The 15,638-nt window shown below is 47.7% G+C and carries 11 protein-coding genes; 5 read left to right on the top strand and 6 right to left on the bottom strand.

From position 1 onward, the window contains the following. Positions 1-812: 812 nt before the first annotated feature. Both ABF87_RS10335 and msrB read right to left on the bottom strand, forming a co-directional pair. Entirely contained in the window at positions 813-1,961 is a 1,149-nt protein-coding gene (locus ABF87_RS10335; protein WP_160829044.1) for a cupin domain-containing protein, read from the bottom strand. A gap of 79 nt (positions 1,962-2,040) precedes the next feature. Beyond that, a complete protein-coding gene (gene msrB, locus ABF87_RS10340) occupies positions 2,041-2,562 on the bottom strand; it encodes a peptide-methionine (R)-S-oxide reductase MsrB (protein WP_160829045.1) in 522 nt (173 codons plus the stop codon). A gap of 170 nt (positions 2,563-2,732) precedes the next feature. On the opposite strand from msrB, the gene ABF87_RS10345 reads away from it, so the two are divergent. The 5 genes from ABF87_RS10345 to ABF87_RS10365 all read left to right on the top strand — a co-directional run bounded on the left by ABF87_RS10345 (position 2,733) and on the right by ABF87_RS10365 (position 7,469). Beyond that, complete coding sequence (locus ABF87_RS10345; RefSeq protein ID WP_160829046.1) at positions 2,733-3,704, top strand: acetyl-CoA carboxylase carboxyltransferase subunit alpha; 972 nt, start codon at positions 2,733-2,735, stop codon at positions 3,702-3,704. 22 nt (positions 3,705-3,726) lie between these two features. Further along, positions 3,727-5,034: a tRNA lysidine(34) synthetase TilS gene (gene tilS, locus ABF87_RS10350; protein WP_345789902.1), complete on the top strand. Its 1,308-nt coding sequence runs from the start codon at positions 3,727-3,729 to the stop codon at positions 5,032-5,034. Positions 5,035-5,103: 69 nt separating this feature from the next. Continuing rightward, complete coding sequence (rfbB, locus tag ABF87_RS10355) at positions 5,104-6,162, top strand: dTDP-glucose 4,6-dehydratase (protein WP_160829048.1); 1,059 nt, start codon at positions 5,104-5,106, stop codon at positions 6,160-6,162. Beyond that, a complete protein-coding gene (gene rfbD / locus ABF87_RS10360; RefSeq protein ID WP_240143630.1) occupies positions 6,159-7,067 on the top strand; it encodes a dTDP-4-dehydrorhamnose reductase in 909 nt (302 codons plus the stop codon). The genes rfbB and rfbD overlap by 4 nt, the downstream gene beginning before the upstream one ends. Before the next feature lie 183 nt (positions 7,068-7,250). After that, positions 7,251-7,469, top strand: a complete 219-nt coding sequence (locus tag ABF87_RS10365) for a hypothetical protein (RefSeq protein ID WP_160829050.1) — start codon at positions 7,251-7,253, stop codon at positions 7,467-7,469. A 78-nt stretch (positions 7,470-7,547) separates the two neighbouring features. Here ABF87_RS10365 and bamC read toward each other — a convergent pair whose 3' ends face one another. The 4 genes from bamC to ABF87_RS10385 all read right to left on the bottom strand — a co-directional run bounded on the left by bamC (position 7,548) and on the right by ABF87_RS10385 (position 15,497). Then, positions 7,548-8,702, bottom strand: a complete 1,155-nt coding sequence (gene bamC, locus ABF87_RS10370) for an outer membrane protein assembly factor BamC (protein WP_160829051.1) — start codon at positions 8,700-8,702, stop codon at positions 7,548-7,550. 1 nt (position 8,703) lies between these two features. Further along, entirely contained in the window at positions 8,704-9,591 is an 888-nt protein-coding gene (gene dapA, locus ABF87_RS10375; RefSeq protein WP_160829052.1) for a 4-hydroxy-tetrahydrodipicolinate synthase, read from the bottom strand. Between the two features lie 137 nt (positions 9,592-9,728). Continuing rightward, entirely contained in the window at positions 9,729-12,326 is a 2,598-nt protein-coding gene (gene clpB / locus ABF87_RS10380) for an ATP-dependent chaperone ClpB (protein WP_160829053.1), read from the bottom strand. Between the two features lie 90 nt (positions 12,327-12,416). Next, a complete protein-coding gene (locus tag ABF87_RS10385) occupies positions 12,417-15,497 on the bottom strand; it encodes a GGDEF and EAL domain-containing protein (RefSeq protein WP_160829054.1) in 3,081 nt (1,026 codons plus the stop codon). Positions 15,498-15,638 lie beyond the last annotated feature (141 nt).

Raw genomic sequence — 15,638 nt, forward strand, 5'->3', positions numbered from 1 at the left:
TCAAGGAATTACATCCTTATTCCACATTACATACCGGGCACAGTAGTTTTTTCGGAGTTTCAGTGAAGGAAGCTCTGATTAATTAGGTGCCCGAGCGCATTACTTCATCTCGTTCGCCAAATTAATCAGCTTTCCTTAACTATCAGTTACTTTGATTCGGAATTTCCAGCAGGTTCAGAATCTCTTGGTCCGTATGCAGAGGGAGGTGGTTTGTCCATCGGATAGCCGTCTAGACTTTTCTTTCCTTCGCATGCGCTTAATCCTAACATCGCGAGAGCCGCTAACATAATTGAAATTTTTAACATTTAATCTCCTCTGTTTCAGGTGGTTAATACTTGATCATCGCCCTTAAAAGCTCTTAGAGTGCCTTTGATTATACAGACTTGAGATAAATAATTAAATTTTTCTGAGGTACATACTTTCATCTACTTGATATTGAAGGTATGTAATGGAATTGAAAGGTATTAATATAAACAGCCGTCCATCAAGGGCGGCTGTTTCCTAATTGATAGGTTATGACGTTCTTAAGTAGATTTATCATTATTTTGGTGAGCTATCACGTTCATCCATAAAACTGGGTGGGTATTGGCCAGGTTTGGGTTCACCACATCCGGTAAGAAAGGCTGCTAAAAGAGCAGCCAGTATGATCGAGTATTTCATTTTTATCTCCTTTAACGATTTAAAAAAGTTTTAATGAAACTAAATTATGTTAATAAACTTATGGCCCATTCAAAAAATAGAAAGACCACACTCTTAATACCAGAATATGCGTATGCTGTCCAGGAAAAAACAAAAAAATTGTTTTTTTAAAACTATTTAGAAGTCATTTTAATGTTGAGATATCCACTAACATACCAATTGTAAAGTATTCTTTTTGATTCCTCGCACATATCAAAAAAAACAGGAAGCTCGTGATCGTCTGCGAGCTTGACGAGCTCTTTATAGCAAATTGGATTAACTTCGTAGCTTTCGCCATTGATATACAGCGTACGATTGCCACTCAGTAGTCTGCTTTTTAAGTTAAGTTGTATGCCATTTTCTTTTGCTTGCTGCAAAAAAATAACTTCTGGCAGTGGATGACTGGGTTGGTCAAAGAACACATGAGATTTGGGTTCGGAAAGATAAACTCCAAGGAAATTTTCAATATCCTCATGATTCCATTTTAATTTTTCTAAAATGGCGCTGACTTTCGTGTGGAGTGCTTGACTGATCAATGATGGATGTGACTGCAATTGAAGATCAGGATCAGAATACCATCCCTCTTCGATTTCGAGATGATCTTGCAGATAAACCAAGAATTGCGTAATGAGCTCTTGATGACTGGGTGCGCGAAAACCAATGGAATAAGTCATGCAGTCCCCTTCCTCAGCGATACCGTTATGAGCATATCGGGGAGGTAAGTACAGCATATCGCCAGGTTCTAATATCCATTCCTGCTCTGGTTGGAAATTCAGTAGAATTTTTAATGGCGCGTCAGCAATGATTTGTTGATCTTGTTGCGAAGATATTTGCCAGCGCCGCGATCCCATTCCTTGCAATAGAAAGACATCATACGAATCGAAATGCGGCCCAACCCCACCGCCGATAGGGGCGTAGCTCACCATTACATCATCTAATCGCGCATGTGGGATGAAGCGGAATTGGGTTAACAGATCTCGGGCGGATGAGAGGAAATGGTTAATGTCCTGGACCAATAAAGTCCAATTTTTCTGCGGTAATCGCGCCAATTCAGCCTGTCTGAAAGGCCCGTGTTTGAGATGCCATTTTTTATTTCTCTGGATCACAAGGCGAGACTGAGCGTCTTCCTGGCAAGCCAATTCTATCAACTCGCCGGGTGATAGTAGGCCAGTAAAATTCGGGAATGCTTGTCGAATCAGTAATGGTTGCTTTTGCCAGTAAGTGCGCAGAAAATCCTTGGGCGTTATTCCTGCCAGGGAGAGAGCATGAGGCTGATCAATCATAAATATCTAATAGTTTTAATGTGAAAGGATGGCGCTATCGGAGCTGTCTGCAATAATGAGCTTGAGAACCGATTGCGTATCATTGTCTGAGATTAGGCAATCGATCAGCAATAGGAATGAATTTCAGAGCTATGCCATTGTTGCACCAGCGCTCGCCCCTAGGTGGCGGGCCATCGTTGAAAACATGGCCTTGATGTCCTCCGCAGCGTATGCAATGGTATTCGATACGAAGGAAAATGAGGGTGAAATCCTGTTTGGTTTCGACGCACCCTGTAATCGGTTGAGTAAAACTGGGCCATCCAGTGCCGCTGTCATACTTATGCCGACTTTCAAACAATGGTAAATGGCATGCTGCGCACACATAGGTGCCATCTCGTTGTTCGTGATTGAGCTTGCTGCTGCCAGGTTCTTCAGTTTCTTCTTCAAATAACACGCGATAAGCTTCGGGCGAGACCAAGATCCGCCATTCTGTCTTCGGTTTGGTGAGGGGATCAAACACCCTGCTGTGGAGGTCATGAGTGACGACCTGTCCCTGCAAGAGTGAACTGGTAGAGCACCAGGAAACGATACCCATGTATTGAAGGAAAATGCGTCTTTTCATCGCGGATTGGTCATAAGTAGTTGCTGATATTTGAAATTTATTAGCGAAATGAGGCCAGGAATAAAGGAAAAAATTTATTAAAAGATCGGTGTAATCTTGAATGATGCTGTTGTGCAGGATGATCTATAAATCCTGTATCATCACGCTTTTAAGATGGTATCTTAACCCACATGAAAATCACCTTTTTGGAATTTGAGCAAAACATTGCAGAATTTGAGTCCAAAATTGAAGAATTGCGTTTTGCACAAGATGATTCTGCGCTGGATATTTCCGCTGAGATTGCGCGCTTACAATCAAAAAGCCTGTCGTTGACCAAAAATGTCTATTCGAAGCTGACGCCGTGGCAAATTTCACAAGTTGCTCGGCATCCTCAGCGGCCTTATACCCTCGACTATATCGATCATTTATTTACTGATTTTGAAGAATTGCATGGTGACCGGAATTTTGCCGATGACCACGCGATTGTTGGAGGATTGGCACGTTTCAATGGTCAAACCGTGATGGTGATTGGGCATCAGAAAGGAAGAGATACCCGTGAAAAGATTTACCGGAACTTTGGCATGCCCAAACCCGAAGGATACCGTAAGGCGCTGCGTTTAATGCGTCTGGCTGAGAAATTTTCCATTCCTCTCATAACATTCATTGATACCCCGGGCGCTTACCCCGGCATTGATGCAGAAGAGCGAGGACAATCCGAAGCGATCGGCAGAAATCTCTATGTCTTGGCGGAATTAAGAGTTCCGGTCATCTGCGTCATTATTGGAGAAGGAGGGTCGGGTGGTGCATTGGCTGTGGCGGTGGGAGATGTCATCCATATGCTGCAATATGCCACTTATTCTGTTATATCGCCGGAAGGTTGTGCTTCAATTTTATGGAAAAGTGCCGAGAAAGCACCCGAAGCGGCAGAAATCATGGGTATCACCGCAGACCGCCTGAAGGCGATGAACCTCGTTGATAGCATCGTTGCTGAACCTATCGGTGGAGCTCATCGTGATTATCCGGCCATCATGCAATCGGTGAGAACGGTGTTGCACGATTCGCTGCGTAAACTTCAACAAGAGCATTCGATCGAGACACTTCTGGAAAAACGGCTTCAGCGGCTCATGGCGTATGGTTCTTACAAGGAAGTCAAAGTCGAATAGTCCCGTATGTGATACGAAAGCGGTGTTGCTGCAGCATATCTACCCTGGTAACCGGCTGGCGATTGCATTGAGTGGCGGCGTTGATTCCGTAGTGTTGCTGCACGTGCTTGCCGAGCTATCCAAAGAAATGCATTTCATGCTCACTGCCGTGCATGTCAATCATGGCATCAGCGATAATGCCAGTCATTGGAGCAGGTTCTGCTGTGACCTGTGCCATACCTATCAAATTCCGATCCATGTGGCGTACGTGCACGTAAAAAAAGGTATCGGCCTCAGTCTGGAAGCCAGTGCACGCGAGCAACGCTATCGGGTTTTCGGTTATTTGCAGGCCGATTTTGTCGTGCTGGCTCAGCATCTCGATGATCAGGCTGAAACAATGTTGCTGCAATTATTCCGCGGCGCCGGTATCAAGGGTCTTAGCGCAATGCCGGAGGTTCGGAATCAGCAGGGTCACAATTCACCAAAAATCCTTCGCCCGTTGCTGGAAGTCTCGCGTAGCAGTATTGAAACGTATGCGCGGCAAAACGAATTAACGTGGATCACGGATGAAAGTAATGACGATACGACCTTTAATCGAAATTTCTTGCGCCACGATGTGCTTCCGGTCATTCGCAAGCGGTATCCGCGCTATCCTGAGATATTGCTGCGTAGCAGCCGTCATTTTTCAGAAGCCAATGAGCTTCTGGACGAACTGGCGCAGATCGATCGGGATTATTGCTTGGTCGCGGGTAAATTGCATATAGAAAGGTTGCGTGCATTCAGTTTGCCTCGGGCCAAGAATCTGTTGCGCTATACTCTGTTATCGCATGGCGCGGATCTGCCAAGCACGGCACGACTCAATGAAATTCTGAAGCAGCTTCAGGCATTATCGCCTGATCACCAATTTCATGTGAGCTTTGGCAACACAGAGATTCGCAGCTACCAAGGTGCTATTTATATCTTGTCGCGCCCAAAAGGTGCAGCAGAGTTCACGGAATTTCGCCGTCTGTGGCATGGCGAGGCATTACCGGATGTTCAACATACCCAGGGCGCCATTCGTTTCATCGAATCCAAGGGGCTAGGCATAAGCCCGCGGAAAATACTCGGTAAAACGATCGGCATTCGTCTGCGCAAGGGGGGGGAACGATTCATGCCGGCTTGTAACCGCCCGCGCCGAAGTCTGAAGAATCTGCTGCAGGAAGCGTCGATTCCGCCCTGGGAGCGCATGCGGATGCCTTTGCTGTTTTGTGATGAACGACTCGTTTGGGTGCCGGGCATCGGCATTGACTGTGAGTTTCAAGCAGAATCAGGGGAGCTGGGAATATTACCTGTCTGGAATTCATCATCGTGAAGGTCAGGCAATCTTGAGGATAGTGGTGGGTATGGAGCATATGATTTTTTTATTTTTTGAGGCAGCTCAATGATTCTAGTGACAGGCGGTGCGGGATTTATCGGGAGTAATTTTGTTATGAATTGGTTGGTCCAATCGGACGAACCCATCGTGAATCTGGATAAATTAACCTATGCGGGTAACTTGAAGAATCTGATTTCTCTGCAAGGAGATCACCGGCATCAGTTTGTCCAGGGAGACATTGGAGATGCGAATCTGGTCTCAAGTTTGTTGAAGCAGCATCAACCCCGGGCAATCATCAATTTTGCTGCGGAGAGTCACGTTGATCGGTCGATTCATGGGCCGGGAGATTTCATCCAAACCAATATACTCGGCACGTTCCGGTTATTGGAAGTCGTCCGAGGATACTGGGATGAATTGAATGCTTCTGCGAAACAGAATTTTCGTTTTCTGCATGTTTCGACCGACGAAGTGTATGGCTCATTATCTCGGGATGAGGCGGCGTTCACCGAAGAGCATCGCTATCAACCTAATAGTCCTTATTCAGCCAGCAAGGCTTCCAGCGATCATTTGGTGCGCGCTTATCATCACACCTATGGCTTGCCGGTTTTGACTACCAATTGTTCAAATAATTATGGGCCGTACCAGTTTCCCGAAAAACTGATCCCATTGATGATCGTTAATGCGTTGGCGGGAAAACCGCTGCCGGTATATGGCGATGGCCAGCAAATTCGGGATTGGTTATACGTGATCGATCATTGCGATGCCATTTGCCGCGTGTTGGAAGCGGGGAGGATAGGCGAAGTCTATAATATCGGCGGTTGGAACGAGAAACCGAATATCGAGATCATTCAAAAGATTTGTGATTTATTGCATGAATCCTACCCCGAATCCTCTTTTCAGCAGTTGATTACCTACGTCACGGATCGGCCAGGTCATGATCGTCGCTATGCCATCGATGCCTCGAAAATTGAGCGCGAGCTCAATTGGAAACCTGCTGAGACTTTCGATTCCGGCATACGTAAGACCATTCAATGGTATCTGCAGCATCCATCGTGGATCGCCGATGTACAAACGGGTGCATACCGGGAATGGATCGAAAAAAACTATGCGGGCGCGCGGTCATGAAAATTGTGCTTTTCGGTAAAAATGGTCAAGTGGGTTGGGAATTGCAACGAAGCCTGGCGCCGCTGGGAGAATTGATCGCAATCAGCGCTTCGGATCAGGCCTTCTGTGGCGATTTGACCAATTTGGCGGGTATTGCACAAACCATACGGCAAATTTCGCCGAATATCATCGTGAATGCCGCAGCGTATACTGCTGTCGACAAAGCCGAGCAAGAGTATGAATTGGCGCAGATCGTCAATTCAGAAGCACCCGGAGTGCTGGCCGAGGAAGCGCGGCGATCAAATGCAACATTGGTGCATTACTCGACAGATTATGTGTTTAGTGGTGACGGTAGTGAGCCTTATCGGGAGATAGATGCTGCTCAACCACTGAATGTGTACGGAAAAACCAAGCTTCAGGGCGAAAAGAATATCATTGCTTCCGGCTGCTCTTATTTTATTTTTCGTACTAGTTGGGTGTACTCGATCTACGGCAATAATTTTATCAAGACGATACTGCGCCTGGCGCAGCAACGCGACAGGTTGACAATTGTCGATGATCAAATCGGGTCGCCCACCGGATCGGAATTGATTGCGGATATCACCGCGCAGGCATTGCATTCGTTGCGCTATCAGCCCGAAGCTTCCGGTCTTTTTCATTTAGTGGCCCAAGGCTATACATCCTGGTTTGAGTATGCGCAATTCATCCTGGCTCATGCGCGGAGTGTGAATTTTCCATTGACGGTGCAATCCGAAGCAGTGCTGCCCATACCCAGCACTCAGTTTCCTTTGCCGGCCATGCGCCCTTTGAATTCGCGCCTGGCTACTCATAAACTTGAAGATCAGTTTCAGTTGAAGCTGCCGGCTTGGCAAGCGGGAGTAACTCGCGCATTAACGGAACTTTTTCACAAACAACATGTGTCATGAATTCGACGCTTCGTTATGGAGTTATGCGTTTTGATGATGATTTTTTTGAGTCTGGGTGGCACGCGTGTTGAAAATTTTATTGACAAAATTGGCCCAAAAACTTGCTTGAACGATCGGTTGGGTTCGTTATATACTGCTTCCCCCTAAGTAAGTTAAAAGAACTTTTATAAGGAAAATTAGATAATGAAATATACTCTTCTGGCTGCCTCCTTATTGGCTATGGCATTGTCTGCATGTGGAAAACCAAATCAAGCTCTACCTGAAACCGAGAAAGCAAATTACGAAAAACTCATGAGCGGCGGACAAGTTGAATGTCCTCATGGTCTTGACGGCAATGGCAATTGTTTGAAAGAAGGTGCTGATCCTCGTCCCTATGGCGGATCCAGCAAGCCCGGACACTAAGAATTAGAAATTCCCGTTGAGGGGAAAAAAGAAAACCGCCGGAAGGGCGGTTTTCTTTTTTTAAGGTGTAACTGGATGTTATTTGAGCTGCTCATGCAACAAGGTAAGTATGCGGCTGGCGGTGGCTGAACTGACAGCCGATCCATCCTCATTGGACAGCGTGACCCTGCTGGTATTGGTGCCAGTATTATTGATTTGAATGCGATATTTGGCGGCCTTCTCGTTTGCATCATCGCTGCGCCAAAACATGAGTCCCGACAAAATGCCTTCATCATCCCCTTTTTTCTTGATGTCCTTGTCGGGATTGAGATATCGCACGAAATAAATCCCTTCTGCGCGATTTCGATCCTCAACAGTAAAACCGATCCGGTCCAGCGCCAAGCCAACCCGTCGCCATGATCGATCAAATGCTTCATTGATGACCAGCGCATTTCCGGTTCCCGTCTCGATATAGGCCCGCTCTTGCGTAGTGCTTTGCCCGGTGGTCAATTCCAATTTGGCTTTTTCTTCTTCGACTCCGAAACGCATCATCAGGCGGGACAGCATCTCTGCTTCCAGATTTGGATCGGCTGGCTTCGGTTGCCAAATGGTGCGGTTGAGACTGCCTCCTTCGAGCACTTCGCTCATGCCGCGATGACTGATATATATCTCAGTGCTGCCATTCTCGTTCCGCTCAAGCCGGGTTCGAAATTTATCCCGTTCAGCGGTTGAGTAGATACTATCCAAAAAAGTGGACAAGAATGTTCTGATAAGATCGTGTGGAATCGTGGCGCGGTTTTCAGCCCAATCCGTTTCCATGATGCCGGCTTCAGGGACTTCTGTTTTGATCAAAAAACCAAGCTCTTGCCAGAATTCCTTGATGATGGGCCAGAGTACCTCAGGAGATTGCGGCACAACCAGCCAACGCTGCGTGCCTGCCCGTTCGATATGAACATTCTGTACGGATGACGGCAAGAAAGCAGTATTAGTCGTTTTGGATGGATTTCCCCGTTCGTTACTGTAGCTCGAAAACGTGGCAGTTCCCGAACCGCCCTCAGGGATCGCATAGCGCTCATCAATGGCAGGTTGAACGAGATCGGGGGGGATTTCTAGCGGCGGCAGTTTTCCAGCGGATTTATAATCGATCGTTTTGGTTTCAGGAAAGAGCTGGAATGTACCGCAGCCGGTGTTTGTCAAGGAAAGCATCAATACTAGAGACGACAAGGTCGCTTTTCGCCAGTGCATTGTTGACATCTTACTCCTTCGAGACGGGTATATTTGCGGATTGCATCGCTTCGAGAATAAGCGAGTGATACTGTTCGGATAACGGTGTGAGCGGTAAACGGATTCCATGCCCGATCAAGCCCATGCGCGCCACTGCCCATTTGACGGGAATCGGATTGGCTTCTACGAACAGATCGTTATGCAAACCTAACAGTTTGTTATTGAGCGCCCGTGCAGTATCGAGATCTCCCGCCTTGGCAGCAATGCACAGATCATGCATCAGCTTAGGCGCGACATTCGCCGTGACTGAGATAACGCCATGTCCTCCGAGCAATAACAGCGCCAGCGAACTGATGTCGTCGCCGCTATAAATCGAGAAATCTGTCGGGGCGCGCAGTAGCAGATCGGAACCTCGTCCAATATCGCCGGTGGCATCTTTGATGCCGACGATGTTGGGAATCTTAGCCAAACGCAATGCGGTATCGTTATGAATATCAGAAACCGTTCTGCCCGGAACATTATAAAGAATGTGTGGGATGTCGACGGCTTCGGCAATGGCTTTGAAATGCTGGTATAACCCTTCTTGGGTAGGCTTGTTGTAGTAGGGCGCGACAGAGAGACAGGCATCGACCCCCGAATTTTTCGCAAAAATCGATAAATCAATCGCTTCGCGTGTCGAATTGGCGCCCGTTCCGGCAATGACCGGTATGCGTCCGGCCACGTGATCAACCGCCGTCCGCATGAGCAGATGATGCTCATCGAAATCAACGGTTGGAGATTCACCGGTTGTGCCAACTACTACAACGCCATCGGTACCCTCGGCGATGTGAAAATCAAGAAGAGAGCGGAATCGTTCCAGATCCAATTCGCCATCTTCATGCATCGGCGTCACGATAGCCACTAAGCTACCTTTAAACATAGCAATCTATCCAATAAAAAAGCACATTTTACCCGAATCTTTTATGGCTTAAGCATATTCTCCGGCAATTCTGCTATTTTTTATGCCTGCGGCCCGAACAGCGGTCTTTTGAACGCACTCCCCACTAGGCTCTTCCTTCACTTGGAAAAATGAATGGCACCGTCGCTATAGTCGACTGTAATGGTATCCTTCGCCACAAATCTGCCCTCCAGAATTTCTTTCGCCAATGGATTCTCAATTTGAGCCTGAATCGCGCGTTTAAGTGGGCGGGCGCCAAACACTGGATCAAATCCAGCTTGAGAAATGGCGGCCAGGGCTGCGTCGCTGACTTCGAGCTTCATGTCCAGTTTTGCCAATCTCGTTTCCAGATAATGCAACTGGATTTTGGCGATCGATTGAATATGTTTGGCATCCAAAGCGTGAAACACAACCACCTCGTCGATACGATTGATGAACTCCGGGCGGAAGTGCATTTTCACTTCGCTCATCACGGCTTCCTTGATGGCTGAATACGGACTGCCTGCCATATCCTGGATCATTTGCGAACCGAGATTCGATGTCATTACGATGACGGTATTCTTGAAATCCACGGTACGCCCCTGACCATCCGTCATGCGGCCGTCATCCAGAACTTGGAGCAAGACATTGAATACATCGGGATGCGCTTTCTCGACCTCATCGAGCAATATCACGGCATAGGGTTTTCGGCGCACGAGTTCCGTCAAGTATCCGCCTTCTTCATAACCGACATAGCCCGGAGGCGCGCCGATCAGGCGCGCGACCGAATGTTTCTCCATGAATTCGGACATATCGACGCGTATCAAGTGATCTTCCGAATCAAACAAAAAGCCGGCCAGCGCTTTGCACAACTCGGTTTTTCCGACGCCAGTCGGTCCCAGGAACAAGAAAGAACCGTACGGACGGTTCGGATCGGCCAGTCCGGCACGTGAGCGCCGAATGGCGTCGGAGACCAATTTGACGGCTTCATCTTGACCGACGACGCGCTGATGCAGTTTTTGTTCCATCAGCAGCAGCTTCTCACGCTCGCCCTGCATCATCTTAGCGACGGGAATGCCCGTGGCGCGGGAAACAACTTCAGCAATTTCTTCTGCGCCCACTTGCGTGCGCAACAATTTAGGCGCATTCGCAGTCTTTGAGCTACTGCCTTGGGATTTTTGATCGTTCAACTGGGATTGCAGTTGCGCCTCCAATTGCGGCAACCGGCCATATTGCAATTCAGAAACCTTTTGCCAGTCTCCTTTGCGGGTTGCGGCTTCGATTTCCAATTTGAGCTTTTCCATTTCTTCCTTGATGTGCTGGGAGCCTTGCACTTGGAATTTCTCGGTCTTCCAGATTTCCTCTAAATCGGCATATTCGCGTTCTTTCTGTTTGATTTCATCTTCGAGCAATTGCAGACGCTTTTGGGAAGCTTCGTCCTTTTCTTTTTTGATTGCTTCGCGCTCGATTTTCAATTGAATCAAGCGCCGATCCAATTTGTCCAGTGCTTCAGGTTTGGAATCGATTTCCATCTTGATGCGGGCCGCGGCTTCGTCGATCAGATCGATCGCTTTATCCGGCAGGAAACGATCCGTGATGTAGCGATTGGATAATTCCGCTGCTGCCACGATTGCAGGGTCGGTGATATCCACGCCATGATGCAGCTCATATTTTTCTTGCAGGCCACGAAGAATCGCGATGGTGGCTTCTACCGAAGGTTCTTCTACCAGTACTTTCTGGAAGCGGCGTTCCAGCGCGGCGTCTTTCTCGATATATTTACGGTATTCATCCAGCGTGGTTGCGCCGACACAGTGCAATTCACCACGCGCCAGCGCTGGTTTGAGCATATTGCCCGCATCCATGGCGCCCTCGGCTTTGCCGGCGCCGACCATCGTATGCAATTCATCGATGAAGACAATGGTCTTTCCTTCGTCCTGCGCAAGTTCTTTCAGCACCGATTTGAGGCGCTCCTCAAATTCACCACGGTATTTCGCACCCGCTAACAGTGCAGCCATGTCCAATACCAGCACGCGCTTATCTTTCAGGCTTTCGGGTACTTCTCCATTAATGATGCGCTGCGCCAGCCCTTCGACGATGGCAGTCTTGCCTACGCCTGGCTCACCGATCAGCACAGGATTATTCTTGGTACGGCGTTGCAGCACTTGGATCGCTCGTCGAATTTCATCATCACGTCCGATGACTGGATCCAGTTTGCCTTGGCGCGCTCGCTCGGTCAGATCGAGGGTATATTTCTTCAGTGCTTCCCGACTGCCCTCAGCCTCGGCGCTGCTGACCTGTTCGCCGCCACGCACTGTGTTGATGGCGCGCTCCAGTGCTGCGTAGTTGGCGCCAAATTGCTTCAACAATGCGCCGATCTCGCCTTTGTCTTGCAGCACCGCCAACAGAAACATTTCCGATGCGATGAATTGATCATTGCGTTTCTGGGCTTCCTTGTCTGCCAAATTGAGCAGATTGTTTAAACCGCGGGAAAGCGTGACTTCTCCTCCCGAATGCTCGATTTTCGGTAATCGCTGTATCTGTTGCTTGAGATTATCCAGTAACGGAGTAGTGTTCACACCTGAGCGCTGCAGCAGAGAGACGGTGCTGCCATCTTCTTGCTGCAAGAGCGCGAGCAATAAGTGCTGAGGCTCGATCGTTGGATTATCCTGACCGACTGCAATGCTTTGTGCATCGGATAAGGCTTGTTGAAATTTGGTCGTGAGCTTGTCAAAGCGCATAAAGGTTCTCCCCGGAAAGGTTAATGGCTCGTACGTGGGGAATGATATCAAAATTTCAAGAGAAGAAATTTTGCTACTGCATGAACGGATTTATCGGATAGCGTGAATTTTGCTTGCTGAAGTTATTGATTTTTGAAGCATACTTTTAATCTGTGTGACCGGAACTGGCCGACTGAAGAAATAGCCTTGATAATGATTGCAATGATGAGTCATCAGGAGCTGCAGTTGCTCTGCTGTTTCGATACCTTCGGCGATAACCTCGATTTCCAAGCTGTGGGCCATTGCAATAATCGCGGCGACAATGGTGTGATCATTTTTGTCCGTAACGATATCCCGCACGAACGATCGATCTATCTTGAGGGTATGAATTGGAAAACGTTTCAGGTAGCTGAGACTGGAATAGCCCGTTCCAAAATCATCGATCGAGATATGAATGCCCATGTCGCTCAAGCATTTCAACGTTTCAACTACTTTCTCAATGTCGTCGATGAGCATGCTTTCGGTGATTTCCAACGTGATGTAGCGTGCTTCTGTCCCAGTTTCTTCCAGAATGCGAGAAATATTCTTGATCAATGACTTATCACGAAATTGCCTGCCTGAAAGGTTAATGGCCACTCTTGGTACCGAATACCCCTGACTTTTCCATGCCTTGATTTGCAGGCAGACCGTTTTGATCACCCATTCGCCAATTGGAATGATCAGGCCGGTTTCTTCAGCCAGGCCGATGAACTTATCGGGTGCAATCAATTGCTGCTGCGGATGCTGCCAGCGCAGTAATGCTTCTACGCTATGAAGCCGGTTCTCAGGCATATCCATCACCGGTTGATAAAATAAAACCAATTCGTTGCGTTCCAGGGCATGGCGAAGATCCAGGCTGAGCATGTGACGTTCATGCGCCGATTTATTAAGTTCATGGGTAAAGAATTGATAATTGTTGCGGCCGTTTTCCTTTGCATGATACATCGCTACGTCGCTGTTCTTTAATAAGTTCTCGGCATTTGTGCCATCGTTTGGAAATACAGCGATACCTATGCTGCCGCCAATATGTAGTTCATGGTGAAGAATAGGGTAGGGCCGAGTTAATGCATCAAGAATTTTTTGCGCTACTTTCGCGGCATCCAGAGATTCAGCTATTGAATTCAACACGACGATGAATTCATCGCCGCCTTGGCGCGCGACGGTATCTTCGTTACGCACGCAGGCCAGAAGCCGTTCTGCCACTGCTTTGAGCAGGAGGTCGCCAATATCATGACCGAGCGAGTCATTAATCATTTTGAAATGATCCAAATTAATGAACAGCACCGCCATGACTTTAGGATTGCGTGAATCCTGCGCCAGTGCCTGTTCGATGCGGTCCTGCAGCAATTGCCGATTGGGCAGACCGGTCAATGCATCGTGCGTCGTCATTTGCAGAATGCGTTGTTCAGCCTCCTTGCGCTCATACCAACGGCCGAGATCATGCGCGATGGCATCGACAAGATGTTGCTCCTGCGGCAGAAAGGATAGATTCTGTTGATATGCGACTTCCAATACACCGCATGTTTCTCCGTTGGAGATAATTTTAGCGCTTATCTTGCTGGGATGATTTCCGGTATTTCCGGCAGCCGCTATCTGTTTGCTGCCAAGCTCGATGATGGCAACGGTCAATTCGGGAAATTGCATGGCCAGCATCAGTGATTCCACGATGAGCTGGCAAAGTTCTTCGGTACTCAGTTCCTGTCTCATCGCGTTACGGATCATTTGCAGGCAGTGATTTTCCTTGAGACGTTCGTTCACCCCGAGGTCTTTTTGCTTGCGGGCTGCGATATCAACACTGGCAAAAAGATAACAATCAATTTTTCCGTGCACATTTTTCCAGGGAATAGTGATTGTTTCTACCCAATATAATTCTCCGGATTTATGGCGATTGCAGATTTCCTGAGGCCGCATCTCATTTTGGGTCGAGTTTTTTTGCAAGTCAGTCAGAAGGGAACAAGAACGCTGATGAGCGCACAATATCCGGTGATTTTTGCCGATCAGCTCTTCCCGGGTATAGCCGCTGATTTCACATAATTTATCGTTGACCTGCACAATATCGCCCTTGCTGTCGACGATGAAGATTGCCGCGAGCTTGCCTATGGCATTGACATACTCAAATTCTGGAGAAATTTTTTCTTCTCGCTGTTGAGCAAATGCCAATTGTTTCAACCGGCTGCTGGTTGCTTCGTGAGAATGAATGGCGTTTGTGGCAAACAATGAAGTCAGCCAGCGCAAGATGGCTATACCAGACACTATCCATACAACCAGAAATAGCGAAATCAGTGGAATGGGATTCGATAGATGGTTTTGCATTTCGCTTTCATCCATCTTAAGCACCACACCGATGCCATGGGAAACCGGTGCATGGACTGCGACTACAGTGTTTTGCCGGTCATCGGTCAAAAGTTGAATGCCTTGTTGCGCTTCCATCGCGAAGTGGAGGGGCATGGAGTTATCGGGGCGACGTTCCCAATGCTTGAACTGGATTCCAGCAAGATTCCGCTGAAAACAACCGATCTCGGAAACGACTTGCGAGGTTGAAACGCACAACGAAAATTCATCCGTTTTCCCAATTTGCGCGGCGTCTGAAAATATTCCAGTGAGCACAGTCAACGGCGCTTCGGTGACGATACGGCCAAGTTCTTGTAGATCGGCATTTCGAATAATTGCACTATTGCGCAAGATAAATTGCCCGTTCCAGATTAGATAGCTCTCGATGCCAGGGTCGGTATCGAGTTGAACGACATAATGGGAATGCTTGATAGCGGCTCCAGAACTCAACAATAGCTTGCCGTTGGCATCGTACATACGTATTGCGGACAAATGCTCCGCAGGCATGTTTCCGATAGTGTAATTTGAAGCTGCAATGCCGGGAATGCTGTAAGCATCTGGATAAGTAGATAACTGATTCTGTGTCAGAGCAATATGCCGCGTGATGGCCTGAGTGGTCGCCATCGCATGGGTAATGTGCGTGCCTATCAATTTGACGGTATGGTCGAAATCAGTCTGGAAATTTGAAAATACCAGCGCCTCCATTCGGGATTGCATGATCTTATAGACCGAAAAACCCGTCAGTACCATGAGAACCGTCAGTGTCAATCCGCTGATGGTTATCATCTTACGATCGTCGTAATTGGTAAAGAATTTATGCATTCTCAGAGGGTTGCTAAAATTTGGGATGACTTGTAATGACGCCGGGATTTAATCAAAGGTCAAAGATCGACGCACTATTATCGGTAAAGCCGATTTATTCTTAACGCTCAATTAAGGTGTGTTTTTACCCTTTATTCCCGT

Source organism: Nitrosomonas sp. JL21, assembly GCF_009833095.1.
Lineage (GTDB): Bacteria > Pseudomonadota > Gammaproteobacteria > Burkholderiales > Nitrosomonadaceae > Nitrosomonas.